The 23,850-nt window shown below is 72.2% G+C and carries 26 protein-coding genes and 1 pseudogene; 16 read left to right on the top strand and 11 right to left on the bottom strand.

The window, feature by feature from the left end; all coding sequences use genetic code 11:
• Positions 1–9 precede the first annotated feature (9 nt).
• The 3 genes from ACH3VR_RS16030 to ACH3VR_RS16020 are packed head-to-tail and all read right to left on the bottom strand — an operon-like array spanning position 10 to position 3,016.
• On the bottom strand, positions 10–786 hold the full coding sequence (locus tag ACH3VR_RS16030) for an SDR family NAD(P)-dependent oxidoreductase (protein WP_397557325.1): 777 nt from the start codon (positions 784–786) through the stop codon (positions 10–12).
• Entirely contained in the window at positions 783–1,796 is a 1,014-nt protein-coding gene (locus tag ACH3VR_RS16025; RefSeq protein WP_397557324.1) for a sugar phosphate isomerase/epimerase family protein, read from the bottom strand. Before ACH3VR_RS16025 ends, ACH3VR_RS16030 begins: the two co-directional genes overlap by 4 nt.
• A 14-nt stretch (positions 1,797–1,810) precedes the next feature.
• Positions 1,811–3,016, bottom strand: coding sequence for a Gfo/Idh/MocA family protein (locus ACH3VR_RS16020; protein WP_397557323.1), 1,206 nt, complete (start codon positions 3,014–3,016; stop codon positions 1,811–1,813).
• 141 nt (positions 3,017–3,157) lie between these two features.
• Here ACH3VR_RS16020 and ACH3VR_RS16015 point away from each other — a divergent pair.
• Both ACH3VR_RS16015 and ACH3VR_RS16010 read left to right on the top strand, forming a co-directional pair.
• Positions 3,158–3,712: pseudogene (locus ACH3VR_RS16015) on the top strand (LacI family DNA-binding transcriptional regulator); the annotation flags it as partial.
• Entirely contained in the window at positions 3,625–4,149 is a 525-nt protein-coding gene (locus ACH3VR_RS16010; protein WP_397557322.1) for a substrate-binding domain-containing protein, read from the top strand. The pseudogene ACH3VR_RS16015 and the gene ACH3VR_RS16010, both read left to right, overlap by 88 nt.
• A gap of 35 nt (positions 4,150–4,184) precedes the next feature.
• Here ACH3VR_RS16010 and ACH3VR_RS16005 read toward each other — a convergent pair whose 3' ends face one another.
• Positions 4,185–5,216 carry a Gfo/Idh/MocA family oxidoreductase gene (locus ACH3VR_RS16005; RefSeq protein ID WP_397557321.1) on the bottom strand — a complete coding sequence of 344 codons (1,032 nt, stop codon included), beginning with the start codon at positions 5,214–5,216 and terminating at the stop codon, positions 4,185–4,187.
• A gap of 91 nt (positions 5,217–5,307) precedes the next feature.
• On the opposite strand from ACH3VR_RS16005, the gene ACH3VR_RS16000 reads away from it, so the two are divergent.
• Both ACH3VR_RS16000 and ACH3VR_RS15995 read left to right on the top strand, forming a co-directional pair.
• Positions 5,308–5,724, top strand: coding sequence for a tautomerase family protein (locus ACH3VR_RS16000; RefSeq protein WP_397557320.1), 417 nt, complete (start codon positions 5,308–5,310; stop codon positions 5,722–5,724).
• Positions 5,725–5,729: 5 nt separating this feature from the next.
• The gene (locus tag ACH3VR_RS15995; RefSeq protein ID WP_397557319.1) at positions 5,730–6,812 is read left to right on the top strand and encodes a transaldolase family protein; all 1,083 of its coding nucleotides are present in this window, start codon (positions 5,730–5,732) and stop codon (positions 6,810–6,812) included.
• Between the two features lie 92 nt (positions 6,813–6,904).
• Here ACH3VR_RS15995 and ACH3VR_RS15990 read toward each other — a convergent pair whose 3' ends face one another.
• Entirely contained in the window at positions 6,905–7,717 is an 813-nt protein-coding gene (locus ACH3VR_RS15990; RefSeq protein WP_397557318.1) for a CDP-alcohol phosphatidyltransferase family protein, read from the bottom strand.
• A gap of 17 nt (positions 7,718–7,734) precedes the next feature.
• On the opposite strand from ACH3VR_RS15990, the gene ACH3VR_RS15985 reads away from it, so the two are divergent.
• The 7 genes from ACH3VR_RS15985 to ACH3VR_RS15955 are packed head-to-tail and all read left to right on the top strand — an operon-like array spanning position 7,735 to position 14,377.
• Complete coding sequence (locus ACH3VR_RS15985) at positions 7,735–8,712, top strand: zinc-dependent alcohol dehydrogenase (protein WP_397557317.1); 978 nt, start codon at positions 7,735–7,737, stop codon at positions 8,710–8,712.
• Entirely contained in the window at positions 8,709–9,104 is a 396-nt protein-coding gene (locus ACH3VR_RS15980) for a 6-pyruvoyl trahydropterin synthase family protein (protein WP_397557316.1), read from the top strand. The genes ACH3VR_RS15985 and ACH3VR_RS15980 overlap by 4 nt, the downstream gene beginning before the upstream one ends.
• Positions 9,101–10,126 (top strand): glycosyltransferase family 4 protein, encoded by a 1,026-nt coding sequence (locus ACH3VR_RS15975; protein WP_397557315.1) that lies wholly within the window; start codon positions 9,101–9,103, stop codon positions 10,124–10,126. The genes ACH3VR_RS15980 and ACH3VR_RS15975 overlap by 4 nt, the downstream gene beginning before the upstream one ends.
• Positions 10,123–10,935 (top strand): SAM-dependent methyltransferase, encoded by an 813-nt coding sequence (locus tag ACH3VR_RS15970; RefSeq protein WP_397557314.1) that lies wholly within the window; start codon positions 10,123–10,125, stop codon positions 10,933–10,935. The genes ACH3VR_RS15975 and ACH3VR_RS15970 overlap by 4 nt, the downstream gene beginning before the upstream one ends.
• A gap of 42 nt (positions 10,936–10,977) precedes the next feature.
• Positions 10,978–11,991, top strand: coding sequence for a lysylphosphatidylglycerol synthase domain-containing protein (locus tag ACH3VR_RS15965; protein ID WP_397557313.1), 1,014 nt, complete (start codon positions 10,978–10,980; stop codon positions 11,989–11,991).
• Positions 11,988–12,722 (top strand): RibD family protein, encoded by a 735-nt coding sequence (locus ACH3VR_RS15960; RefSeq protein ID WP_397557312.1) that lies wholly within the window; start codon positions 11,988–11,990, stop codon positions 12,720–12,722. Before ACH3VR_RS15965 ends, ACH3VR_RS15960 begins: the two co-directional genes overlap by 4 nt.
• An 11-nt stretch (positions 12,723–12,733) precedes the next feature.
• The gene (locus ACH3VR_RS15955; protein WP_397557311.1) at positions 12,734–14,377 is read left to right on the top strand and encodes an alkaline phosphatase family protein; all 1,644 of its coding nucleotides are present in this window, start codon (positions 12,734–12,736) and stop codon (positions 14,375–14,377) included.
• 9 nt (positions 14,378–14,386) lie between these two features.
• Here the strand turns inward: ACH3VR_RS15955 and ACH3VR_RS15950 are convergent, their stop codons facing one another.
• From ACH3VR_RS15950 to ACH3VR_RS15925, 6 genes are all read right to left on the bottom strand, one after another.
• Positions 14,387–15,325, bottom strand: a complete 939-nt coding sequence (locus ACH3VR_RS15950; RefSeq protein WP_397557310.1) for a helix-turn-helix transcriptional regulator — start codon at positions 15,323–15,325, stop codon at positions 14,387–14,389.
• A 75-nt stretch (positions 15,326–15,400) separates the two neighbouring features.
• Complete coding sequence (locus ACH3VR_RS15945; protein WP_397557309.1) at positions 15,401–15,724, bottom strand: DUF7882 family protein; 324 nt, start codon at positions 15,722–15,724, stop codon at positions 15,401–15,403.
• 184 nt (positions 15,725–15,908) lie between these two features.
• Positions 15,909–16,502 (bottom strand): DoxX family protein, encoded by a 594-nt coding sequence (locus ACH3VR_RS15940; protein WP_397557308.1) that lies wholly within the window; start codon positions 16,500–16,502, stop codon positions 15,909–15,911.
• 109 nt (positions 16,503–16,611) lie between these two features.
• Positions 16,612–17,067 carry an arsenate reductase ArsC gene (locus ACH3VR_RS15935; RefSeq protein ID WP_397557307.1) on the bottom strand — a complete coding sequence of 152 codons (456 nt, stop codon included), beginning with the start codon at positions 17,065–17,067 and terminating at the stop codon, positions 16,612–16,614.
• A gap of 28 nt (positions 17,068–17,095) precedes the next feature.
• Positions 17,096–17,632, bottom strand: a complete 537-nt coding sequence (locus tag ACH3VR_RS15930; protein WP_397557306.1) for a GNAT family N-acetyltransferase — start codon at positions 17,630–17,632, stop codon at positions 17,096–17,098.
• Positions 17,632–18,252, bottom strand: a complete 621-nt coding sequence (locus tag ACH3VR_RS15925) for a TetR/AcrR family transcriptional regulator (protein ID WP_397557305.1) — start codon at positions 18,250–18,252, stop codon at positions 17,632–17,634. Before ACH3VR_RS15925 ends, ACH3VR_RS15930 begins: the two co-directional genes overlap by 1 nt.
• 119 nt (positions 18,253–18,371) lie before the next feature.
• Between ACH3VR_RS15925 and ACH3VR_RS15920 the strand changes: the two genes are divergently transcribed.
• Genes ACH3VR_RS15920 through paaK form a run of 5 tightly spaced genes read left to right on the top strand, consistent with a single transcriptional unit; the run spans position 18,372 to position 23,850 of the window.
• The gene (locus ACH3VR_RS15920) at positions 18,372–19,115 is read left to right on the top strand and encodes an enoyl-CoA hydratase/isomerase family protein (RefSeq protein WP_397557304.1); all 744 of its coding nucleotides are present in this window, start codon (positions 18,372–18,374) and stop codon (positions 19,113–19,115) included.
• Positions 19,112–20,011, top strand: coding sequence for a 3-hydroxyacyl-CoA dehydrogenase family protein (locus tag ACH3VR_RS15915; protein WP_397557303.1), 900 nt, complete (start codon positions 19,112–19,114; stop codon positions 20,009–20,011). Before ACH3VR_RS15920 ends, ACH3VR_RS15915 begins: the two co-directional genes overlap by 4 nt.
• Positions 20,008–22,104, top strand: a complete 2,097-nt coding sequence (gene paaZ / locus ACH3VR_RS15910; RefSeq protein WP_397557302.1) for a phenylacetic acid degradation bifunctional protein PaaZ — start codon at positions 20,008–20,010, stop codon at positions 22,102–22,104. The genes ACH3VR_RS15915 and paaZ overlap by 4 nt, the downstream gene beginning before the upstream one ends.
• Positions 22,101–22,508 carry a hydroxyphenylacetyl-CoA thioesterase PaaI gene (gene paaI, locus ACH3VR_RS15905; RefSeq protein ID WP_397557301.1) on the top strand — a complete coding sequence of 136 codons (408 nt, stop codon included), beginning with the start codon at positions 22,101–22,103 and terminating at the stop codon, positions 22,506–22,508. Before paaZ ends, paaI begins: the two co-directional genes overlap by 4 nt.
• Positions 22,509–22,533: 25 nt before the next feature.
• Entirely contained in the window at positions 22,534–23,850 is a 1,317-nt protein-coding gene (gene paaK, locus ACH3VR_RS15900) for a phenylacetate--CoA ligase PaaK (protein ID WP_397557300.1), read from the top strand.

Genomic DNA, 23,850 nt, shown 5'->3' with positions numbered 1-23,850 from the left:
GGCCGTCGGTCAGGCGATCGGCCGAGGGGTGCCGTTGGAGGCGGAGGTGCCGCCGTCGACGGGGATGACGGCGCCGGTGAGGTAGGCGGCATCCGGACTCGCGACGAACAGCGCGACCCGTGCGATGTCGTCAGGGGTCGCGACCCGTCCGAGCGCGACGCGGTCGAGGAGACGGTCGGTGAACTCGGTGTCGTCGAGGCGCTCCTGCGTGAGCCTCGACACCGTGAAGGCGGGGGCGATCGCGTTGACGCGCACGCCGTCCCGGCCGAGGTCGAGGGCGACGCCCTGTACGGCGACGCTGACGGCGGCCTTCGTCGCCCCATACGCGTACATTCCCCACTCGCCGCGGAGGCCGGCGACGGAGGAGATCGCGACGATGTTGCCACGGGTCTCGCGCAGCGGGCCCACGGCGGCCCCGACGAGGCGGAGCACGGAGTCGAGGTTGATCGACCGCAGGCGCTCCCAGGCGGCGTCGTCGAACGTGTCGACGGGACTCGCCTCGCTGGTGCCGGCGTTCGCGATCACGACGTCGAGGCGCCCGAAGCGCCGGGCGACGGCCGAGACGACAGCATCCGCGGCGCCCTTCTGGGTGAGGTCGGTCACGAGCACGAGCGCGTCCTCGAAGCCGGAGGCTGCCTCTCGCAGGGAGGCCTCCGTGCGCCCGACGAGCGCGACGGAGGCTCCCTGCTCGAGGAAGGCGCGGGCGATGCCGCGGCCGATCCCGGTGCCGGCTCCGGTGACGAGGACGACGGTGCCCGCATAGGGGTAGGTCGCCCACGCGCTCATCGGACGAGCGACTCCTGCAGTGCGGCGTCGGCCTCCTTGAGCACGGCGGCCGCGACCTCGATGCCCTCGATGCGGCCGAGCTCGACGTCCTCGTGCTCGATGTTGACGTAGATGTCGGGATCGACCTCGTGCAGGGCGCGGAGGAACTCGGTCCAGAACCCGACGTCGTGGCCCTTGCCGAGCGCGACGAAGTCCCACGCGGCGGGCTTGGGCCACTCGTTCGCCCACTCGTCGCCGCCGAGGTTGGTGCGGGGCTCGTCCGGCGAGAGGCGGCGGAACGAGTTGTCCAGCACGCCGTACAGCGCGGCCGTCTCGGGGTTCACTCGGACGTCCTTCGCTGCGGCCTGGTAGACGAGGCCGCCCAGATGCCGGACCACCGCGACGGGGTCCATCTGCTGCCAGAACAGGTGCGACGCGTCCAGCTCGACGCCGACGTTGGTCGCGCCCGTGAGCTCGACGAGCTTGTGGACGTCGGCCGAGTTGAACACGAGGTTCTGCGGGTGCAGCTCGAGGGCGACCTTGACGTCGTGGTCGCCGGCGAGCCGGTCGGTCTCGCGCCAGAAGTCGGCGGCGAGGTCCCACTGGTAGTCGAGCACGTCGAGCGCGGCGGAGTTCCACGCGTTGACGATCCAGTTCGGACGCACGCTGCCCGGCTCGCCGCCGGGCAGGCCCGACATCGTCACGACGCGGTGCTGGCCGAGGCGCTCGGCGAGGCGGATGGCCCGGCGGATGTCCTCTGCGTGCTTGTCGCCGATCGCCCGGTTCGGGTGAAGCGGGTTGCCGTTGCAGTTGAGGCCCGCGATCGAGACGCCGGTGCCTTCGAAGATGCCGAGGTAGTCGTCGCGTGCCGCGTCGCTTTCGAGGATGTCGTCGAAGGTCGGCACATGCACGGCGGGGAGGAACCCGCCCGTGTTGATCTCGATGCCCGTGAGCCCGAGATCGGCGATGACCTTCAGCGCCTCGGGGAGGCTGCGGTCGTGGAGGATGGCGTTGTATAGGCCGAGTCGCATGTCGGGTCTCCTTCTCAGCTCGCGACCGGGACGGTCTGGGGGATGGTGACGGATGCTCCGCCCGCCGCGGCGGACTGCGCGACGGCGTCGATGAGCAGCATGTTGTGCAGCCCCTCGTCGAAGCCGGCGTTGCGCGGGAGCGAGTCGGCCTCGGCGATGCCGGCGACCTCCTCGAGGAAGGCGCGGGCCTGGAACACGAAGCCGTCGTTCTGGCCGATGCCGACACCCGGCGCGTCCATCGCGAGGCCTCCACGCCAGTAGGGGTGGCTCGGTCCGAGCGTCACGGTGCGGTAGCCGGCATCCCCCTGCTCGGTGAGGAACAGCTGGAACTCACCGGGGTGACGGAAGTCGAACGCCGCCGACCCCTTCTCGCCGAAGATCTCGAAGGAGAGGCTGTTCGGATGCCCCGCGGCGACGCGCGACACCTGAAGCGTCGCGGTTCCGCCGCCGGCGAACTCGCCCGTGAAGGCGGCGACGTCGTCGTTCTCGACCGCTTCGCGCTCGTCGGAGACGGCTCCGCCCTCGTGGCCGACGACGGCGCCGAGCGGCTTGGGCCGGGTCGGGATGACGGTCGAGAGCGATCCGCCGCGCACCGAGGCGAACTCGGAGCCGGCGACGAACTCGGCGAGGTAGGTGAGGTGGCTTCCGACATCGGCGAGCGCGCCCGACCCGTTGGGTCCCTTGTAGCGCCAGCTGATCGGCGACTCGGGGTTGCAGCCGTAGTCGGTCCAGTACGAGCCGCTCACGTTGAGAACGCGGCCCAGACGGCCGGACTGCACGAGGTCGCGGATGTGCGCGATGCCGGGCGAACGGCGGTAGGTGAGCCCGATGCGGGCGACGGTGGTGGCGGCGTCGGCGGCGGCGACCATGGACCGGGCGTCGTCGATCGAATCGGAGAGCGGCTTCTCGCACAGGACGTGCTTGCCCGCAGCCAGGAGCGCCTCGACGATCTCGCGGTGCAGCGAGTTCGCGACGACGACGCTCACGACGTCGATGTCATCGGCCTGAGCGATCGCCTGCCACGACGTGTCGTAGCGCTCGAAGCCGAACCGCTTGGCCGTCGACTGCGCCAGCGGCTCGTACGCGTCGGCGATGGAGACGAGGCGAACGGGCGGAAGGATGCTGTCGTACAGCGTGGGGGCGGTGCGGTAACCGGCGGCGTGGGCCTTGCCGGCCATGCCGGCGCCGATCACGGCGACGCCGATCTGGGTCGTGCTCATCGATTTCTCCTGGACGGGGTGGCGCCGGCCCTCACGGCGGCGGTGCGGTGAGGAGCGCCATGTGGAGCGCTCCAGAAGTCACTCTATAGTTGTTCATATGTCCTGTCAATTGCGAAGCCGAAGTCTGTCGGGAGACCGTCCGTGAGTGAAGCCCGCCCGACGATCTACGACGTCGCGAACGCGGCCGGTGTCTCCAAGTCGCTCGTCTCGCTCGTGCTGCGCGACGCCCCCGGCGTGAGCGCGGCGTCCCGCGAAGCCATCGAGCGCGCGATCCGCGAGCTCGACTACCGGCCGTCCCGGGCCGCTGCGGCCCTTGCGGCAGGTCGCACGCGGCTGGTCGGCGTGCTCATCGACGATTACGCGAACCCTTGGTTCGTCGACCTCGTGAGGGGGCTCGATGAGGCGCTGAGCCCGGACGGCTATCGCCTGAGTGTCGTCGACAGCGCGACCGCCTCGGGAACCGAGGACCCCGTCGACGGACTCCTCTCGATGCGCGCCGACGGCATCGTCGTCGCCCGCGACGTGCCGCGAGTGCTCCTCGGGCGGAATGCACCGCCCTTCGTCGTCGCAGGAAGCCGCACCGACGTGCCGTCCGGCGTCGACGCCGTGTGCAACGACGACGAGCACGGCGCACGCCTCGCGACCGAGCACCTGCTGGGACTCGGGCATCGCCACATCGGCCACCTCTCCGTGACGGGAGGCGCGGGCGGCGTGCGTCGCGAGAGCTTCCTCGCGACGATGGGGGATGCGGGGCCCGCGCCGTCGCGACCCCTCGCAGTGGGCCTGCGAGCGAGCGCGCGGGGTACGCCGGCGCTCTCGCCCTCCTTACCGCGCATCCCGAGATCACCGCGATCTTCGCCGCGAACGACGTCATGGCGATCGGTGCGCTCGGGGCGGCGCGCGAACTCGGTCTCGACGTGCCGCGCCGCCTGTCCATCGTGGGCTACGACAACACGGCCCTCGCCCAGACGCGGCTCATCGACCTCACGACGGTCGACGACGACAGCGTCGGCGTCGGGCGGGAGTCGGGACGGCTTCTGCGCGCGCGCATGGCGGGGGAGGAGCCCGACGGCATCCGGCGCACTCTCGAGCCCGCACTCGTCGTGCGCGGCACGACGGCGCCGCGCGCCTGACGGCGCCGCCCGCCGCCTGCCGGCGCCGCCCGCGCTCAGAGCGCGATCGTGCGGTGCTCCCGATCGCTCGCCGCGACGGCGTCGAGCACGCGCAGCACGGCGATCCCCTCCTCGGCCGGCACGGGACCGCGACCACCCGACGCGACGGCGTCCGCGAACTCGTCGTAATACCGCGTGTAGTCGCCCTGGCTCGACGGCACGGCCTCGACGCCATCCGCCGTGCGCAGCATCCCCCATCTGCCCGGCTCCTCGTAGCCCCACGATCCACGGTCGTCGGCAGGGCGGATGCCGCGGCGCAGCGCGTCGAACTGCACGTCGGTGTAATCCGACACGTACGAGCCCGACTCGCCGTACAGGCGGAGCTCCTTCGACAGCAGATGGTCGATCTTGCTCGCCGAGACGCGGGAGCAGGCGCCCGACTCGTGCTCGATGCCGATCGAGAACCCGGCGTCCGTCGGGCCCTGTGGTGTCTCGGCGCGCCGGAGGTGTGCGCTCACGCTGCGCGCCGGGCCCATGAGCAGGAGGGTCTGGTCGATGACGTGCGATCCCAGGTCGCGCAGGAGACCTCCCGTCGGACCGCCCTCGAGCGTGCTCGGGTCATCCTGGTCCATTCGCAGGTCGAGACCCCGCACTACGCCCAGCCGACCCGACGCCAGCACGCGGCGCGCCGTGACGATGTCGGTGTCGAACCGACGGTTGTGGAACACGTTGAGGAGCACGCCTCGCTCGCGGGTGTGATCCGCGAGCAGCTGCGCCTCATCGCCCGACGGGGCGAACGGCTTGTCGGCGACGACGGCGACGCCCCGATCGATCGCCTCGAGCACGAGGTCGCGGCGGGTCTCGGGGGGAGTCGAGATCACGACGGCGTCCACGATCCCGGCATCCAGCAGCGCCGTCAGCGACGGTGCGATCGTCGCGTCCGGATGGTCCGCGCGGGCGGCGGCGACCGCCTTGTCCGATCGCGCGACGATCGCGACGAGCTCACACTCCTTCGATGCCGTGATGTAAGGCGCGTGGAACAGGCGCCCTCCCACTCCGTAGCCCACGAGGCCGATGCGGACGACCATGTCACTCCCTCTCTCGCCGGCACTGTTGCCGTTCCTCCATTATGTGCGTATGATAGGACAAAGTTCACGACATACGATCCTCGGAGCATCCATGCCTCTCGTCCGCATCGACCACAGCGACGCCCGCACCAATCCCGCCGAGATCGCGGGAGCCATCCACGACGCCATCGTCGCCGTTTACGGCATCCCGGTGCGCGACCGCTTCCAGATCCTCACGGCCCGCCCCGCGACGACGATCGTCGCGGAGGACGCGGGCCTCGGATTCGAGCGCATCGACCCGGTCGTCATCCAGATCTTCACGCAGCGCGGTCGCACCGACGAGACCAAGCAGGAGCTCTACGCCGAGATCGCGCGCCGCCTCGAGACGGTCGGCGTCGCCCCCGAGGACGTCTTCATCGGCTACGTCGAGAACGGCCCGCAGGACTGGAGTTTCGGCTTCGGCCGCGCGCAGTACCTCACCGGCGAGCTCGCCGTGCCCGCCGCCAAGGCCGCCGTCACGGTCGCATGATCGCCATGACACTCGCTGAGACCCTCGTCGCCCCGCTCGCCGCGGCCGCCGCGAAGACCCCCACCGCCCTCTGGAACGATTCGGCCGACCCCGAGGAGCTCCGTCAGTCGATCGAGTTCGGCGCCGTCGGCGCGACCTGCAACCCGGTCATCGCCCTGACCGCCGTGCGCAGCGACCTCGCCCGCTGGACGCCGCGGATCCGCCGGCTCGCCGACCTGCACCCGACGTGGGGCGAGTCCGAGATCGGCTGGGAGATCGTGCGCGAGCTGTCGATCGCCGCGGCCGAACTGCTGCGGCCCGCCTTCGAGGCGAGCGGGGGTCGCAACGGCCGCCTGTCGATCCAGACCGACCCGCGCCTGCACCGCGACAAGGACGCCCTCGTCGCGCAGGCCGTCGAGTTCTCCGCTCTCGCGCCGAACATCATCGTGAAGATCCCCGCCACGGCGACCGGCGTCGCCGCGATGGAGGAAGCCGCCTACCGCGGCGTGAGCATCAACGCCACGCTGAGCTTCACCGTCGCGCAGGCCGTCGCCGTCGGCGCCGCACTCGAGCGCGCGCTCGACCGCCGCGCCGCGGACGGCCTGCCCGAGCAGGAGTTCGGCCACGTCGTGACGATCATGGGCGGCCGCCTCGACGACTGGCTCAAGCTCTGGACCGGCAAGAACCGCATCCTCACGACGCCCGGTGTGCTCGACTGGGCCGGCGTCGCGGCGCTCAAGCGCGCGCACCAGGTGTTCCAGGAGCGCGGCTACCGCAGCCGCATCCTGTCCGCCGCCTTCCGCAACCACCTGCAGTGGTCGGAGCTCGTCGGCGGAGACCTCGTCGTGTCGCCGCCGTTCGACTGGCAGAAGCGCATCAACGAGAACGGCATCCCCGCCGAGGACCGCATCGGCGAGCCCGTGCCCGCCGCGATCCTCGACGAGCTGCTCACCCTCAGCGAGTTCCACCGCGCCTACGAGGTGGAGGGCATGACGCCCGCCGAGTTCGCCGACTTCGGCGCCTCGCGCAACACGCTGCGGCAATTCCTCGACGCCGACGCCCAGCTCGACGCCCTCGTGCGCGACGTGCTCATCCCGCCCGCACCGTAGCCCGCGCAGACCAGCGACGACCCGGGGCCGTGGGAGGGCTCGGGTCGTCGCTCTTTCCCCCGGGTCCGGCCCCCGAGCTCGTCGTCGGGGCGTCAGGTCCGGTCCCCGAGCGTGTCGAGGGGCCGAACCTCGAACCCGCGAGGAACGACGGCCCCGCGCTCTCGCCACAGCCACAGCACGTCGCGACCGAACGACTCGAGCAGCAGCGCCAGCGCGATGAGGGTCGCCGCCAGTGAGAACCAGAGGGCGAACAGCCCCGACGCCGCGACGACGAGGGCGATCCCCGCGACGGCGGTCACGACCTTGCGCCAGTACCGGTACGGCAGCGCCTGGTTCATCCACGGCAGCATCCATCCCGCGACGACGAAGAGGTAGCGCAGGGCTCCGATCGACACGATCCACCAGCCCAGGTCGCCGGCGACGAAGAGGCTCAGCACGAGGAGCAGGAAGGCGTCGACCTCCATGTCGAAGCGCGCGCCGAGCTCGCTCTGCGTGCCCGTCCGGCGCGCGATCCAGCCGTCGACGGCGTCCAGCGCGAGCGCGGGCGCTGCGATCCCCGCGATGAGCAGAGGGGGGACGGATGCTGTGAAAGACGTCGCGACGAGCGCCGTGACCACCCCGACGAGTGTCGAGCGCGCCGCCGTGGCGGCGTTCGCCGGTCCGAAGCGCAGCATCCCGCGTGTGCGCAACCCCCTCGCGATCAGGGCGTTGGACACGAAAAGGTAGGTGAAGCCGGCCATCCATCCGATGGCGGAGACCTCGCCGACAGCATCCAGGAGCGCCAAGGCGAAGACGCCGGCGACGAGCGACGAGAGAGGTGCGAGCTGAACTTTTCCCACTGTGCGCCCCGTGTTCCTGTCGTGGGTAACACTGAGGACACGGCGGCGGCGGTCCGGATGGTTCATTTCGAGAGGCTATGGGAATGACCCGTGCAACGGCGTTCTGGGTTGACAGGCCCGGGAGCGGCATGCTCCGCGACGAGGACGTGCCGGATCCCGGCCCGTCCGACGTGCTCGTGCGCACGCTGTGGACGGGCATCAGCCGCGGCACCGAGTCGCTCGTCTTCCGCGGCGCCGTGCCCGCCTCCGAGCGCGACCGCATGCGCGCGCCGTTCCAGGCTGGGGACTTCCCGGCGCCCGTCAAATACGGCTATCTCAGCGTGGGCGTCGTCGAGCGCGGAGACGGACTCGAGGGGAGCACGGTCTTCGCGCTGTACCCGCACCAGTCCGCGTACGTCGTGCCCGCGGCATCCGTCGCGGTCGTCCCCGACAGGGTGCCGCCCCGCCGCGCGGTGCTCGCCGGCGCCGTCGAGACGGCGGTCAACGTCTTGTGGGATGCGGCGCCGCTGGTCGGCGACCGCATCGCCGTCGTCGGAGCCGGCATGATCGGCTGCGCCGTCGCCCGCCTCGCGCGCGGCATCCCCGGAGCCGACGTCGTCCTCGTCGACGTCGACCCCGCGAAGGCCGCCGTGTGCGAGCGGCTCGGCGTCTTGTTCGCGACCCCCGGCGACGCTCCCCGCGACCGCGATCTCGTCGTCGACGCGAGCGCATCGGAGGAGGGCCTGCAGCTCGCCCTCGACGCGGCCGCCACCGAGGGTGAGGTCGTCGTCGCGAGCTGGTTCGGTGACCGCCCCGTGCGCCTCGACCTCGGCGCGGCGTTCCACTCGCGGCGGCTCACGATCCGCTCGAGCCAGGTCGGCATGGTCGCGCCGCGCCGCCGGGGCACGCGCACGACGGCGGATCGGCTCGCGCTCGCCCTCGACCTGCTGCGCGACGACGCGTTCGACGCGCTGCTGACCGACGACTCGTCATGGCGCGACCTGCCCGACGTCATGGCGGCCATCGCCTCGGGCGGGGCGCCTGGCCTGTGCCACACGATCGACTGGAGGGACGCGGAATGACCTATTCGCTGACGGTCCGCGACCACATGATGATCGCCCACAGCTTCACGGGCGAGATGTTCGGTCCCGCGCAGCAGCTGCACGGTGCGACGTACGTCGTCGATGCGACGTTCCGCGCCGAACAGCTTCACGCCGACGGCGTCGTCGTCGACATCGGCCGTGCATCCGACGCGCTGCACCGCATCCTGTCGCGGCTCTCGTATCGCAACCTCGACGACGAACCCGCGTTCGCAGGGGTCAACACGACGACCGAGCGGCTGTGCTCCCACGTCGCCGAGCAGCTCGTCGACGTGGCGCGCGACGGCGGGCTGGGCGGCGCCGACCTCACGGCGATCGCGGTGACGATGCGCGAGTCGCACATCGCGTGGGCCTCGTACGAGGTGTCGCTGTGAGCGCCCGAGTCGTGTGGTTCGTCGTGCCGGACACGGTCGACGACCCCACACAGGTGAGCGGCGGGAACGTGTGCGACCTGCGGGTGCGCGATGGCCTCGAGGCGCTCGGCTGGGACGTGCGGTTCACGACGGTCGAGCCGGATGCCGCTGTCCGCGCGCTCGCGACGGTCCCGCCTGGTGCGCTCGTGCTCGTCGACGGACTCGTGGCGGGTCGATCTCCCGGCGCCGTCGAGGCCGCGGCGCGCTGCGCGCGCGTCGTCGTGCTCGCCCACATGGTCTCGGCCGCGTTCGCCGACGCCGATCTCGACATCGTCGAGGGCGAGCGTCGCGCCTTCCGCGCCGCTCATGCGATCGTGACGACGAGCGCCTGGACGCGCGACGAGCTCGTGCGGCGCGCGCTCGCCGACCCCGACCGCATCGTCGTGGCGACGCCCGGCGCCGATGTCGCCGCACCCGCGATCGGAACCGCGGACGGCGTCGCGCTCCTGTGCGTCGGCGTCGTCGCCGCCCACAAGGGGCAGGACGTGCTCGTCGAGGCGCTCGCGGGCCTGCGCCGCGAGCCGGCGTGGACCTGCACGATCGCGGGATCGCTCGAGACCGACCCCGCCTATGCGGGCCGCGTCGAGGAGCTCGCCCGGGTCGCGGGGCTCGACGGACGGGTGCGGATGCCGGGCGCCCTCGTCGACGAAGGGCTCGAGGGCGCCTATCGCGACGCCGACCTGCTCGTCGCGCCGTCGCTCGTGGAGAGCTACGGCATGGTCATCGCCGACGCCTTGGGGCGTGGCATCCCGGTCATCGCAAGCGATGTGGGCGGCATCCCCGAGGCGGTCGCGCCGAGCCGTGCGGCGGTGCTCGTGCCGCCCGGTGACCCCGGTGCCCTGCGCGACGCGCTCGGTCGGTGGATGCGCGACGCCGCGCTCCGCGAGCGGCTGCGGTGCGAGGCGCGGCGCGGACGGGGAGCGCGGACGAGCTGGACGGAGACGGCGACACGCGTCGCCGAGGCGCTGGAGGGTGTGCGATGACCGATGTGATCCTCGTCTCGGCGGAGTGGCTGACCCTCCGCGAGACAGCCGACGCGCGCTCCCGCTCACGTCGGCTCGCCCACGCGGCGGCGCGGATCTTGCGTGAGCCCGTCGTCGTGCACGACCTCGGCAGCGGCACGGGGTCGATGATGCGCTGGCTCGCCCCCTACCTGCCCGGACCGCAGACGTGGGTGCTGCACGACTGGAACCCCGATCTGCTCGAGCACGCGGCGGCCGAGTCCGCCTTCGACGCCCACGGCGAGCCTGTCGACGTCGACGTCAGCGTCGAGCACGTCGAGCACCTGCGCGCCTCCGACATCGAGGGCGCGACGCTCGTCACGGCGTCGGCGCTGCTCGACGTGCTCACGCGCGACGAGGTCGAGTCGATTGTGCAGGCGTGCGTCGACGCCGGCGCGCCGGCCCTCCTGAGCCTCAGCGTCATCGGACGCGTGCGCTTCGAGCCCGCCGACCCCGGCGACCACGTCTTCCAGGAGGCCTTCAACGACCACCAGCGGCGCACCGCCGAAGACCGCACGCTCCTCGGTCCCGACGCCGTGACGGTCGTCGCCGAGTCGTTCCGCCGCGCCGGGTGGGTCGTGCGCGTCGCGGGGACGGCCTGGCGTCTCGGATCGTCGGATGCCGCCCTCGCGGCCGAGTGGCTCGAGGGGTGGGTCGCGGCAGCCGTCGAGCAGCGGCCGGCGCTCCTCGAATGGGGACAGGAGTACCTCCAGACGCGCACGCGCCAGCTGCTGAGCGGCGACCTCCGCGTCGTCGTGCATCACGCCGACCTCCTCGCGAGGCCCCGATGACGAGCGTCCGGAGGCCTCGATGACCAGCGCCGGGAGGCCCCGATGACGAGCGTCGCGCGGCCCGTCGCGACGCGGCCGGCGCTGCGCGCCGTGCTCGCGTCGCCGCGGGCACGCGCCATCGCGAAGGCCGTCGCCGGATTCGGCATCCTCGTCGCGATCATCGCGCAGGCGGGCGCGGATCCCTTCCTCCGGGGCCTGAGTGCCGTCTCGGGGCAGGCGGTCGTCGCGGCGCTCGTGCTCGCGGCCATCGCGACGTCGGCCGCGGCGTGGCGGTGGCGGCTCATCGCGCGGGGCCTCGAGGTGCCGATCGGGCAGGCCGGCGCCGTCGCCGCGTACTACCGCTCGCAGTTCCTCAACACGGTGCTCCCCGGAGGTGTCGTCGGCGACGTGCATCGTGCCGTCGCGCACGGCCGCAGCGTCGGCCGGGTCGGCAACGCGTCGCGTGCTGTCGCGGCCGAGCGGGCCGCCGGGCAGGCGGTGCAGGTCGTGCTCGCCGCGGCAGTACTGGCGGTGGCCGGTCTCGCGGCATACGCTCCCGCTGTGGGCGCCGTCCTGCTCGCGGTCGTCGTCGCCTCGGTCGCGCTCCTGGTCGCCGCCGCGGCGAGCGTCCGCGTGCGCTCCGCGCTGCGCCGCGAGCTCGCGCTCGTGCGCGGCGCCTTCGCGTCGACCCGGGTCGTCGCGGGCGTCGTGGTGGCATCCGTCGTCGTCGCCTGTCACGTGGCGACCTTCGTCGTGGCCGGAGTAGCCGTGGGACTCGAGGCGTCGCCGCGCACGGCATCCGTCGCCGTCGTCGCCGTGCTGGCCGGCACCATTCCGCTGAACGTGGGCGGGTGGGGCCCGCGCGAGGGCGTGGCCGGCTGGGCCGCCGCGGCCGTCGGGTTCGGCTCGGCGACGGGCGTCGCCGCGTCCACGGCGTACGGCGTGCTGGCGATGATCGCCGTCGCGCCCGGCGCTGCCGTGGTCGCGGCAGCAGCTCTCACCCGCCGCCGCGGGCACGCCGCGGTCGCGGTGGAGATCCGTCCCCTCGCCGCTCCCGGGGAGGAATCGTCGCCATGACCAGGCCCTACGTCACCCTCAGCTGCGCGATGTCGCTCGACGGCTACCTCGACAGCGCCGCGCCGCTGAAGCTCGCCATGTCGAACGACGCCGACTTCGACCGGGTCGATCAGCTGCGCGCCGAGAACGACGCCATCATGGTGGGCGCCTCGACCGTCCGCCGCGACGACCCGCGCCTGCTCGTGCGCAGCGAGGAGCGCCGGGAGCTGCGCCGCGCCGCGGGACGGCCGGCGTCGCCTGCGAAGGTCACGATCACCGAGACGGGCGACCTGCCGCCCGAGTCGCACTTCTTCACGGCGGGGGATGCCGAGAAGCTCGTGTACTGCCCCGCGTCCCGCGCCGCCCGCATCTCGCGCGCGCTCGGCGACCTCGCGACGATCGTGGGCATCGGCCCGCGCGTCACGATGGCCGCCGTGCTCGACGATCTCGCGCAGCGCGGCATCGCGCGGCTCATGGTCGAGGGCGGCGGGCATCTGCACACGCAGTTCCTCTGCGAAGAGCTCGCCGACGAGCTGCAGCTCGTGGTCGCGCCGTTCTTCGTCGGGGAGAAGCGCGCGCCCCGGTTCGTCGAGCCCGGTCCCTTCCCGTGGACCGCGAAGCACCGCGCGCGCCTCGCCGACACGCGCCGCATCGGCGACGTCGTGCTGCTGCGCTATGCGCTCTCCGACCGCTGCCCCCAGACCGTCGCCGAGGCCGCCGAGGCCGCGGCGCGCCTGCACGCGCACTCGTAGCGGAGCCGGCGGTGGCAGGCGGCCGGCGAGAGCCCGCGGGTTCGCGTCTCGCGACGGTCGCCGCCCTCGCGGTCGTCGTCGTCGCGCCGCTCGTGCCGGGCGTGCTGTCGGCGGGATCGCCCGCCGCCCTCGCCGGACTCCCCGTCGAGGCGATCGCCGTCGTGCTGCTGCTCCTCGCCCTTCCCGCCCGACGCGCGCGCATCGCGGTGGCGGCTCTCTTCGGCGGCGTCGTCGTGGCGGCGGCGGCGTTCGCCGCGCTCGACGCCGGCTTCCGGGCGACAGTCGACCGGCCGTTCAGCGCCGCTGACGACTGGCCGCAGCTCGGCGCCGCCGTCGGCGTCGTCGCCGACGCCATCACGCCGGCAGGCGCCGTGGCCGCGGTCGTCGGGCTCGTCGCGCTGCTCGTGGCGGTCGCCGTGGGCCTCGCGGCGGCGGCGCTGCGCGCGGGCCGCGCCGCGCACAGCTCGGGCAGGCAGGGCCGCCTCATCGCGGCGACCCTCGCCTCGGCGTGGATCCTCGCGGCGCTCCTCGGGGCCCACCCCGTGCCCGGCGTGCCGCTCGCCGCCGCCGACGCCGCCGACACCATCGCGACGACGTCGTCGCGGGCCGTCGAGAGCGTCCGCGACCGGCAGGAGTTCGAGCGCGCGCTGCGCTCCGACGCCGCGGCATCCCTCCCTCCCTCCTCGCTGCTCGCGGCGCTGCACGGAAAGACGGTCGTGGTCGCGTTCCTCGAGAGTTACGGGCGCTCCGCCGTGGAAGGATCGACGTTCTCGCCGGGCGTCGATGCCGCGCTCGCGCAGGGGCAGGCCGTGCTCGACCGCACCGGCTACACGGCCGAGAGCGCGTTCCTCGACTCGCCGACGTTCGGGGGTGTCAGCTGGCTTGCGCACTCGACGCTGCAGAGCGGTGTCTGGATCGACTCGCAGCAGAAGTACGACCGGCTCACGACGACGGGCCGGCTGACGCTGGCGCGCGCCTTCGGCGATGCGGGCTGGCGCACCGTCGCCGTCGTGCCGTCCAACAAGGGGCCGTGGCAGGTCGGCTCGTCGTTCTACGGCTACGACGAGATGTTCGACTCCCGCACGCTGGGGTACCGCGGGCCCGCGTTCAGCTATGCCCGCGTGCCCGACCAGTTCACGTGGCAGACCTTCCACGACCGTGAGCTGACCCCCGGGCATGCCCCGCTCATGGCCGAGATCGACTTCGTGTCGTCGCACACGCCGTGGACGCCGCTGCCGAGCCTCGTGCCGTGGAGCGACCTCGGCGACGGGTCGGTCTTCACCGCGCAGGCAGCGTCCGGCGAGGCGCCGGTCGTGGCCTGGCAGGACCCGAAGCGCGTGCAGCAGCTGTACGGGGAATCGGTGCAGTACACGCTCGGCGCGCTGTTCTCCTACCTCGAGACGTACGGCACCGACGACCTCGTGCTCGTCGTGCTCGGCGACCACCAGCCCGCCCGCATCGTGAGCGGGGCCGCCGCGAACCACGACGTGCCCATCACGATCATCGCGAAGGATCCCACGGTGTTCGCGAGCATCTCGTCGTGGGGATGGGATGCCGGGGTGCGGCCGTCCTCCGATGCCCCGGTGTGGCGCATGGACGCGTTCCGCGACCGCTTCCTCGCGGCGTTCAGCCCGGGATCGGGGCTGACCGGCTGAGGCTCGGGCTCAGCGCCGGAGGGTGTCGGACGGGCGTTCGCCGTATTCGTCGGCGTAGAGCCGCGCGAATCGTCCGGCGTGGACGAATCCCCAGCGCCGCGCGATGTCACGGACGGACGCGTGCGGCCCGAAGCCGTTGCGCAGCTCGGCGTGCACGGAGCGCAGCCGCAGCCGCCGGAGGTAGTGCGAGGGCGTCATCTCGAACCGGCGCTGGAACGCCGACTGCAGCGCGCGCGTCGAGACCCCGGCCGCAAGCGCGACGTCGGTCATCGTGATGGGCTCGCGCGCGTGCTCCTCCATGAACGCCACGGCGCGCCGCACGGCCCGCGGCGCCGCGTCGGCTCGGCGCGCGGCCAGCTCGATGATGGGGTACGCCGTGAGGATCGACACGATCGTCTGCTGCACGATCTGCGTGCGCGCGAGCGGCGCGTCGCGCAGCCCCGCGTTGCCGACGAGCGTCGCCTCCGCGAAGCGGAGAGCTTCCGTGACGAGCGCGTGGTGGCGGGCATCCGAGTTGACGCCGTCGAGACGGAGAGGGCCCGGCTCGGCGCCGGTCAGGGACTGCGCCACCTTGCGCAGGAGGGCGGGGTCGATCCCGATCGTGCGAATGTGCGAATTGCTGAACTCGACGCGCATCTCGCGGTCGGGCGGCACGATGAAGGGCACCGAGCCCGGTCCCGACTCCGACCCGACGCGCCAGCGATGCCGCCCCGACACGGCATGGGCCACCATGACGTCGGGGAAGGCGTTGGTGCCCGAGCGGCACGACGCGCCGAACCGCAGCGCGGCAGCCGCGAATCCCGTCTCGGTGGCGACGGCCATCTCGTAGCGGAAGTCGCGCGTCGGATCGGCTGTCAGCGCCATCGGGGTGCGGTACAGATCGTCCATCGATCGGCGCGCCTCATCGATATCGGAGGTGCGCGCCATGCGCCGCGAATAGCCGTCCATCACCCTCGCCTCATCGGACTGACCGTTTGTGCGAGGGGTCCCCGATATCCTACGGGTCGCCGAGCGTGGGAACGTTCAGATGTCGGGCGAGGCGTCGCCGTTCTCGGCGGGCTCGGGGATGATCTGGAGACCGCCCGGTGAGTTCGCGGTCTGCATGAGGGCGTCGAGCCATGTGCGGTTCAGGCGCGGCATCCGGCTGCCGTGGAATTTGAAGACGAGGCCCGCGCGGGAGTGGATCCAGACCGACGTGCGGCCGCCGCCCAGGTCGACGCTTTCGCGCCACGTGAAGTAGAACGACTCGCTGCGACGCAGTTTCATGCCCATGACCGTCTGAAGATGGGCGAGGACGCGGTCGTCGAAGTCCACTCGCACCGAGTCCTCGTATTGGAACCTGCCCACTGCCACTCCTGCTTCCGGGTCCACGCGCTTCGGGCCCAAGAGCAAGATTCACCGACGACGGGCGAAGCGACCGCGACGGTGTCCCGTTCGCGAATGCGGCATCCCCTGAGCGCACACGCAGGCCCCGGCACGCGAAAGGGCGCGGAACCCCCGGGGGTGGGTTCCGCGCCCTTTCCGCACGCCGTCAGGCGAGCCAGTGGTTGCGCTGCACGAGCGGCAGCGCCCTCCACTTCGCACCGAGGCCCCAGGTGTCGCCTGCTGCGAGCACGGCGACGACGATCAGGGCGAGGGCGTAGACGATGTGGTAGTCGACGAGCGGGTTGGTCGACCCGGCGCCGGCCGCGAAGGGCCACTCGGCGAGGTACATGAGGAGCATCAGGGCGGTACCCGAGACGGCGGCGATGCGCAGGCCCACGCCGAGCATGACGGCGAGGCCGATGCCGAGCATCCCGGCCATGAAGAGCCAGTCGACGAGCGGGGTCGCGATGCCCTGGAAGAAGGGCTGGAGCGGGCCGGTCACGCCTTCGCTCATGAGGAAGCCCTGGGCGGGCGTTCCGCCGTTGATCCAGGCGCGCTCGACCGGCGTCGAGAAGCCGAGGCCGAAGGTCTTGTCGAGGAAGGCCCAGAGGAAGATGAAGCCCGTCGCAAGCCGGAGGAGAGCGAGGGTGCGGCGGCCCGTGGCCGACGTGACGATGGTGTCCTGCAGGGGGAGTGCTTTGGTGGCGGTGGTGCGCAGCGCTGTGGCAGGGGCGGCGGTGTGCACCGCGTGTGTGGTCATGATGTCCTCCTTGTGCGGGCGGGGTCTCCGCCGATCTGATGTGGTCTGACCACACTCAAGATACGCTCAGGAGCGACCGAGGGAAGGGCAGTTCCCGGTCAGTGGGAATTCAGAGAGTCATCCGGGGCGAGGGTACGTCGGGCTCGCCGATCTTGCCGGGCGGCGCCGGAATGAGTGTCTGGACGAGCGCCGCGACGCGCGCCCGGATCTCGTCGCGGATGGGGCGCACGACCTCGAGCGGCTGACCCGCGGGGTCGTCGAGCTCCCAGTCCTCGTAGCGCGTGCCGGGGAAGATCGGACATGCGTCGCCGCAGCCCATCGTGATGACGACATCCGACGCGCGCACGTCGTCGACGGTCAGGAGCTGAGGCGTGTTCCCCGTGATGTCGATGCCGATCTCGGCCATCGCCTCGACGGCGACGGGATTGATCGCATCCGTCGGCTCCGACCCTGCCGAAAGCACCGTGACGTGATGGCCCGCGAGGGCGCGGAGGAACCCCGCCGCCATCTGCGAGCGCCCCGCGTTGTGCACGCACACGAACAGGACAGTCGGCTTGTCGGTCATGTCTCCACTCTCCACCCGCCGGGCGGGGTCAGTCGTTTCCGTTCCGGCGGCTGCGGCGCTCGATCATGATCGTGTCGCGCCACTGTCCCGCTCGCGGCCCCGTCTCCAGGCGGGCGATCCGCTCGCGGCGCCCGACGGGGCGGAATCCCGCAGCCTCGTGCAGTCGCAGGCTCGCGGTGTTCTCCGGGAACACGCTGGATTGGATCGTCCAGTAGCCGGCCTCGTCGGCGGCTTCCACGAAGGCGAAGAGCAGCATCCTGCCGATGCCGCGCCCGCGTGCGGCGCGATGCACGTAGACCGAGTGCTCGATGACGCCGCGGTAGGCGGGTCGGGCCGAGATGGGGGATGCTGCGGCCCATCCGGCGATCGTGCCGTCGGCGTCGTGCGCGACGAGGCGCGGGCTCGGCACTTTTCCGGCGTCGAAGGCCTCCCAGGAGGGAGTCGTCGCCTCGAAGGTCGCTTCTCCGTCGTCGATGCCCTGGCGGTAGATCTCCTCGACGGCCGGCCAGTCGTCGGGCCGGAGAGTGCGGATGAAGATCGGTGCCCGCCCTTCGGTGCCCTGCATCAGCGTGTGCGCATCCCGTCGAGCGCGATCGTGACGATGTCGTGCGCGAGCCGGTCGCGGTCGATCTGGCCGGTGGGGCGGTACCACTCGACGAGCGAGTTGATCATGCCGAACACGAGACGCGTCGTGACGGCGCCGTCGATGTCGTCGCGCACGAGGCCGGCATCCTGCGCCTCGCGCACAAGTGCCGTGACGCGCTGGTCGAACGCGCGGCGGCGGTCGAGCGCGGCGCGCTCGCTCGGGCTGTTGCCGCGCACGCGCAGCAGCAGTGTGACGGTGGGGAGGCGATCGCTCAGCACGCGCACCGCTGAGCGCAGCACGGCGTCGAGGCGCTCGGCGGGAGATCCGGTCGTCGCGGCGGGCTCTTCGAGCACGCCCTCGAGCGCGCCCAGGGCATCGTCGAGCGCTTCGGCGAGCAGCTGCTCCTTCGAGTCGAAGTGGTGGTACAGCGCCGACTTGGTGAGTCCGAGGCGTGCCGCGAGGTCGGAGACCGAGGTCGCGTCGTAGCCCTGCTCGTTGAACAGCTCGACGGAGATCTCGAGGATCTGCGCGCGGTCGTAGCCCGGGCGGCCCCGGCGCGGAGCGGCGGCCGAGGTCTCGGCGGCGGTGGGCGCGGACATGGACACAGTCTCCCATCCGGCTCCGTGAGCCTCGCGGCGGCCGACCCCTTGGCGATCGGTCCGCTGTCTGACATTATTACTGAACGATCGGTCAGCAATCACGATACGGAGCACATCCGATGGCGGACGGCATCCCGGTGCGGGTCGAGCGGCATCCCGACCGGGTGGTGGCGACGCTCGATCGTCCCTCGACCCGCAACGCGATCGACCTCGCGGCCGTCGACGCTCTGCACGCCCTCTGCGTCGAGCTCGAACAGGAGCCGCGCATCCTCATCCTCACCGGCGCGGGCGGCGTGTTCGCGTCGGGCGCCGACATCGCCCAGCTGCGCGAACGTCGCGCCGACGACGCGCGCCAGGGCATCAACACGCACGCCTTCGAGCGGATCGCGGCGCTCCCGATGCCCGTCATCGCGGCGGTCGACGGTTGGGCGCTCGGCGGCGGCGCCGAGCTCGCCTTCGCCGCCGACCTGCGCATCGGCACGCCGCGCACGCGCATCGGCAATCCCGAGACGGGGCTGGGCATCATCGCGGCCGCGGGGGCGACGTGGCGCCTGCCGCGCATCGTGGGCGACGCGCGCGCCGCCGAGCTGCTGCTGACCGGCCGCATCCTCGACGCCGGCGAGGCGCTCGCGTGGGGCCTCCTGTCTTCGCTGCACGAGCCGGACGAGCTGATGGATGCCGCGCACGCGCTCGCCGATCGCATCGCCGCGAACGATCCGCTCGCGACGCGCCACACGAAGACGGCCCTCCGGGCCCCGGCGCACGCCCACCCCGCGATCGAGCTCGAGCTGCAGGCCGAGCTGTTCGAACGGCCCGAGAAGGTTGAGCGCATGACGCGCTTCCTGGAGAGGAGACGAGCATGACGGATGCCACGACCGTCGCGCACGGCCGGTCCGGCGCGGCCGGAGCCCTGCCCGCCCGTGTCGGCGTGCTCGGCGGCGGCCGCATGGGCGCCGGAATCGCCCACGCCTTCGCGCTCGCCGGCGCGCAGGTGGTCGTCGTGGAGGTCGACGAGACCGCCGCGGCGCAGGCCGCGAACCGCATCGTCGACGCGCTGCACCACTCCGTCGACCGCGGCACGACGCAGCGCGCCCTCGACGACCTCATCGGTGCGGTGTCGACCGCGACCGAGACGTCCGCCTTCGCCACGTGCGGGCTCGTGGTCGAGGCCGTCCCGGAGGATTCCGCCCTCAAGATCGACGCTCTGGCGCGCGTCGAGGCCGCGGTGGACCCCGACGCCGCGATCGCGTCGAACACGAGCGCCCTCTCGATCGACGAGCTCGCGGTCGGGCTGCGTCGTCGCGAGAGGTTCCTCGGCCTCCACTTCTTCAACCCCGTGCCGGTGTCGCGGCTCGTCGAGATCGTCGCGGGCGACGCGACGGCGGCGGAGGTCGTCGACGCCGCACGCGAGTGGGTCGCGGCCCTCGGCAAGACCCCCATCGTCGTGCGCGATGCCCCGGGCTTCGCGTCGAGCCGGCTCGGCATCGCCCTCGGACTGGAGGCCATCCGCATGGTCGAGGAGGGTGTCGCATCGCCCGCCGACATCGACGCGGCGATGGAGCTCGGGTACCGGCATCCCGTCGGTCCCCTGCGCACGACCGACCTCGTCGGGCTCGACGTGCGCCTCGTGATCGCCGAGGAGCTGCATCAGCGCCTGGGGGAGCGCTTCGCGCCGCCCGCGCTGCTGCGGCAGATGGTGGCCGAGGGGCGGCTGGGCCGCAAGACGGGCCGCGGATTCTACGAATGGAGTGAGGAATGACCGGGATGCTCGCGAGCTACCTGTGCGATCAGTGGTGGGCGCCGTCGGAGGGCGGGGTGATCGTCCGCGACCCGTCGACAGGCGAGCCGATCGTGCGCGTGAGCGCGGAGGGCGCCGATCTCGCCGGCGCACTCGGGTACGCCCGCACGACGGGTCAGGCATCCCTCGGCGCACTCACCTTCCACCAGCGGGCGCTGCTGCTCAAGGAGTTCGCGCTCGCCCTCACCGACCGCAAGCAGGAGCTCTACGACCTGTCCAAGCGCGCCGGCGCGACCCAGCGGGACGCGCTGAGCGACGTCGACGGCGGAATCGGCGTGCTCTTCACATACTCGTCGAAGGGGCGCCGCGAGCTGCCGAACGCGCAGGTCTACCTCGACGGGCCCGTCGAGCCCCTCTCGAAGGACGGGTCGTTCCTCGGCCGCCACGTCTACACGCGCCTGCCCGGCGTCGCCGTGCAGATCAACGCCTTCAACTTCCCCGTGTGGGGCGCGCTCGAGAAGTTCGCCCCCGCCTTCCTCGCCGGCGTGCCGACGCTCGTGAAGCCCGCGACGCCGACGGCGTATCTCGCCGAGGCGTGGGTGCGCATCCTCGTCGAGACGGGCCGCGTGCCGGCGGGGTCGCTGCAGCTCGTGAGCGGGAGCGTTCCCGGGCTGTTCGACCACCTCCGGCTGGGCGACGTGGTCGGATTCACGGGGAGCGCCTCGACCGCTTCCCGCCTGCGGGAGCAGGCGGCACCGGGCGTGCGCTTCACGAGCGAGACCGACTCGATCAACGCATCGGTGCTCGGGCCCGACGCGGTGCCGGGCACCCCCGAGTTCGACGCGTATGTCAAGCAGCTCATGGTCGAGCTCACGACCAAGGCCGGGCAGAAGTGCACGGCGATCCGCCGCGCGATCGTGCCCGAGGCATCGGTCGACGCCCTCGTCGACGCCGTGCGCACGACGATCGCGCAGCGCGTCGTCATCGGCGACCCGCACGCTGAGGGCGTCACGATGGGGCCCCTCGTCTCGGCCGAGCAGCGCGACGAGGTGCTCAGCGCCGTCGGTGCGCTCGAGGCCGCCGGCGGGCGTCTGCTGCTCGGGTCGACCGACGCTCCCGACGTCGTCCGGGCCGACGGGTCGACGGGCCCGGCCCCCGAGGGCGCGTTCGTCGAACCTCTTCTCGTGGGATTCGGGGATGCCTCCGCCCGCGCCGTCCACGAGATCGAGGCCTTCGGACCCGTCGCGAGCGTCCTGTCGTACCGCACGCTCGAGGAGGCGGCGGCGCTCGTCGACCTCGGCGGCGGGTCCCTCGTCACGAGCGTCGCGACGAACGACCCCGGCGTCGCGACCGAGCTCATGAGCCGCATCGCGGCGTTCAACGGCCGCGTGCTGTTCCTCAGCCGCGACAACGCCCGCACGTCGACGGGCCACGGCGCGCCCGTGCCGCACCTCGTGCACGGCGGACCGGGACGTGCCGGCGGGGGCGAGGAGCTCGGCGGCATCCGCGCCGTGCTGCACTACATGCAGCGCACCGCCGTGCAGGGGTCGCCGGAGATGCTCACCGCGCTGACCGGAGTATGGCATCAGGGTGCCGCTGTGCATCACGGGCGGCATCCGTTCCGCAAGCCGCTCTCCGAGCTCGAGCTCGGCGACCAGGTCGCCTCGGAGTCGCGAGAGGTCACGCTCGACGACATCGAGACCTTCGCGCACTTCACGGGCGACACCTTCTACGCGCACATGGATGAGGACGCGGCATCCGCCAACCCCTTCTTCCCGGGGCGCGTCGCGCACGGGTACCTGCTCGTCTCGTGGGCCGCGGGGCTGTTCGTCGACCCCGACCCGGGCCCCGTGCTGGCCAACTACGGCCTGGAGAACCTGCGGTTCCTCACGCCGGTGTCGCCGGGAGACACGATCCGCGTGCTCCTCACGGCGAAGCAGATCACGCCGCGCGAGACCGACGACTACGGCGAGGTGCGGTGGGATGCCGTGATCCTCAACCAGCGCGACGAGATCGTGGCGACCTACGACGTGCTGACGCTCGTCGCGAAGGACGATTCCGCGGCCGGTGACAAGCCGGATGCCGCGGCCGCGCCGCTCGAGGCCGTGCGATGACCGAGGCGGCGCTGCGGCGGATGCTGCAGAACGACCGCGCGACGGCGGCGCTCGGCATGCAGGTGCTCGTCGACGAGCCCGGCCACGCCGTCGTGTCGATGCGGGTGCGCGCCGACATGACCAACGGATTCGCCATCACGCACGGCGGGTTCGTCTTCGCCGTCGCCGACACGGCGTTCGCGATGGCGTGCAACGAGGACGAGTCGGTCACGGTCGCCGCCGGCGCCGACATCTCGTTCCTCAAGGCCACCGTCGAAGGGCAGGTCCTGACCGCCGACGCGCGCCGCCGCACCCGCTCGGGCCGCAACGGCCTGTACGACGTCACCGTGACGGACGAGACGGGCGATGTCGTCGCCGAGTTCCGCGGGCGCTCGCTCACGACGAACCGCCCGCCCGTGCCCTGAACCCCCGCACCACCTGGAGCCCGCGATGTCGACGATGACTGCGAACCGCGCCCGGCCCGCCGATTTCGAGAGCCTCGATCCGGCGGAGAGGCTGACCCGTCCCGAGATCGAGACGCTGCAGCTCGAGCGCCTGCGCTGGAGCGTGCGGCACGCGTACGAGAACGTGCCGCTCTACACGCGCAAGCTCGATGCGGCCGGCGTGGCGCCCGACGACATCCGCTCGCTCGACGACCTCCGCCGGCTGCCCTTCACGACGAAGGAGGATCTGCGCTCGACCTACCCGTTCGGCATGTTCGCCGTGCCGATGCATCGCGTGGCGCGCATCCACGCGTCGTCGGGCACGACGGGAAGGCCGACGGTGGTCGGGTACACGCCCCGCGACCTCGACAACTGGGCCACCCTCGTCGCGCGCTCGCTGCGGGCGAGCGGCGTGCGACCCGGCATGAAGGTGCACAACGCCTACGGGTACGGCCTGTTCACGGGCGGGCTCGGCGCGCACGCGGGCATCGAGCGGCTCGGCGCGACCGTCATCCCCGTGTCGGGCGGCCAGACGGCGCGCCAGGTGCAGCTCATCCGCGACTTCGAGCCCGAGGTCATCATGTGCACGCCGAGCTACCTCCTCACGATCGCCGACGCGATGGCGGAGGCCGGCATCGACCCGCGCTCGACGTCGCTGCGCATCGCGATCCTCGGCGCCGAGCCCTGGACGAACGAGATGCGCGCCGAGCTCGAGCGGCGGCTCGACGTCGACGCCGTCGACATCTACGGGCTCAGCGAGGTCATGGGTCCGGGCGTCGGCAACGAGTGCGTCGAGACGAAGGACGGCCCGCACCTGTGGGAGGACCACTTCCTGCCCGAGATCATCGGCGACGACGGCGAGCCGCTGCCCGACGGCGAGCGCGGCGAGCTCGTCTTCACGTCGCTCACGAAGGAGGCGTTCCCCGTGCTGCGCTACCGCACGCGCGACCTCACGAGACTGCTGCCCGGCACCGCGCGCCCGGGCATGCGGCGCATGGAGAAGATCACGGGCCGCAACGACGACATGATCATCCTCCGCGGCGTCAACCTCTTCCCGACGCAGATCGAAGAGCTCGTCCTCGGCATCGAGACGCTCACACCCCATTTCATCCTCGAGCTCACGCGCGAGGGGCGGATGGATGCCTTGACCGTCCGCATCGAACGGCACCCGTCGCTCGATCGCGAGGTGTGCGAGGCCGCGACCGTCGTGCTCGCCCAGCGCATCAAGCAGCACATCGGGTCGACGGTCACGGTGCGCCTCGAGGAGCCCGGCACGCTGCCCCGCAGCGAGGGCAAGTACAAGCGGGTCTACGATCTGCGCTGA

The sequence above is a fragment of the Microbacterium alkaliflavum genome (genome assembly GCF_044325405.1).
GTDB lineage: Bacteria > Actinomycetota > Actinomycetes > Actinomycetales > Microbacteriaceae > Microbacterium > Microbacterium alkaliflavum.
This window is presented reverse-complemented; position numbering and strand designations above follow the sequence as displayed.

Coding starts and splice junctions, on each gene's coding strand:
- ACH3VR_RS16030 (WP_397557325.1), bottom strand. CDS start 786: ATGAGCGCGTGGGCGACCTACCCCTATGCGGGCACCGTCGTCCTCGTC.
- ACH3VR_RS16025 (WP_397557324.1), bottom strand. CDS start 1,796: ATGCGACTCGGCCTATACAACGCCATCCTCCACGACCGCAGCCTCCCC.
- ACH3VR_RS16020 (WP_397557323.1), bottom strand. CDS start 3,016: ATGAGCACGACCCAGATCGGCGTCGCCGTGATCGGCGCCGGCATGGCC.
- ACH3VR_RS16005 (WP_397557321.1), bottom strand. CDS start 5,216: ATGGTCGTCCGCATCGGCCTCGTGGGCTACGGAGTGGGAGGGCGCCTG.
- ACH3VR_RS16000 (WP_397557320.1), top strand. CDS start 5,308: ATGCCTCTCGTCCGCATCGACCACAGCGACGCCCGCACCAATCCCGCC.
- ACH3VR_RS15995 (WP_397557319.1), top strand. CDS start 5,730: ATGACACTCGCTGAGACCCTCGTCGCCCCGCTCGCCGCGGCCGCCGCG.
- ACH3VR_RS15990 (WP_397557318.1), bottom strand. CDS start 7,717: ATGAACCATCCGGACCGCCGCCGCCGTGTCCTCAGTGTTACCCACGAC.
- ACH3VR_RS15985 (WP_397557317.1), top strand. CDS start 7,735: ATGACCCGTGCAACGGCGTTCTGGGTTGACAGGCCCGGGAGCGGCATG.
- ACH3VR_RS15980 (WP_397557316.1), top strand. CDS start 8,709: ATGACCTATTCGCTGACGGTCCGCGACCACATGATGATCGCCCACAGC.
- ACH3VR_RS15970 (WP_397557314.1), top strand. CDS start 10,123: ATGACCGATGTGATCCTCGTCTCGGCGGAGTGGCTGACCCTCCGCGAG.
- ACH3VR_RS15965 (WP_397557313.1), top strand. CDS start 10,978: ATGACGAGCGTCGCGCGGCCCGTCGCGACGCGGCCGGCGCTGCGCGCC.
- ACH3VR_RS15960 (WP_397557312.1), top strand. CDS start 11,988: ATGACCAGGCCCTACGTCACCCTCAGCTGCGCGATGTCGCTCGACGGC.
- ACH3VR_RS15950 (WP_397557310.1), bottom strand. CDS start 15,325: ATGGACGGCTATTCGCGGCGCATGGCGCGCACCTCCGATATCGATGAG.
- ACH3VR_RS15940 (WP_397557308.1), bottom strand. CDS start 16,502: ATGACCACACACGCGGTGCACACCGCCGCCCCTGCCACAGCGCTGCGC.
- ACH3VR_RS15935 (WP_397557307.1), bottom strand. CDS start 17,067: ATGACCGACAAGCCGACTGTCCTGTTCGTGTGCGTGCACAACGCGGGG.
- ACH3VR_RS15930 (WP_397557306.1), bottom strand. CDS start 17,632: ATGCAGGGCACCGAAGGGCGGGCACCGATCTTCATCCGCACTCTCCGG.
- ACH3VR_RS15925 (WP_397557305.1), bottom strand. CDS start 18,252: ATGTCCGCGCCCACCGCCGCCGAGACCTCGGCCGCCGCTCCGCGCCGG.
- ACH3VR_RS15920 (WP_397557304.1), top strand. CDS start 18,372: ATGGCGGACGGCATCCCGGTGCGGGTCGAGCGGCATCCCGACCGGGTG.
- ACH3VR_RS15915 (WP_397557303.1), top strand. CDS start 19,112: ATGACGGATGCCACGACCGTCGCGCACGGCCGGTCCGGCGCGGCCGGA.
- paaZ (WP_397557302.1), top strand. CDS start 20,008: ATGACCGGGATGCTCGCGAGCTACCTGTGCGATCAGTGGTGGGCGCCG.
- paaI (WP_397557301.1), top strand. CDS start 22,101: ATGACCGAGGCGGCGCTGCGGCGGATGCTGCAGAACGACCGCGCGACG.
- paaK (WP_397557300.1), top strand. CDS start 22,534: ATGTCGACGATGACTGCGAACCGCGCCCGGCCCGCCGATTTCGAGAGC.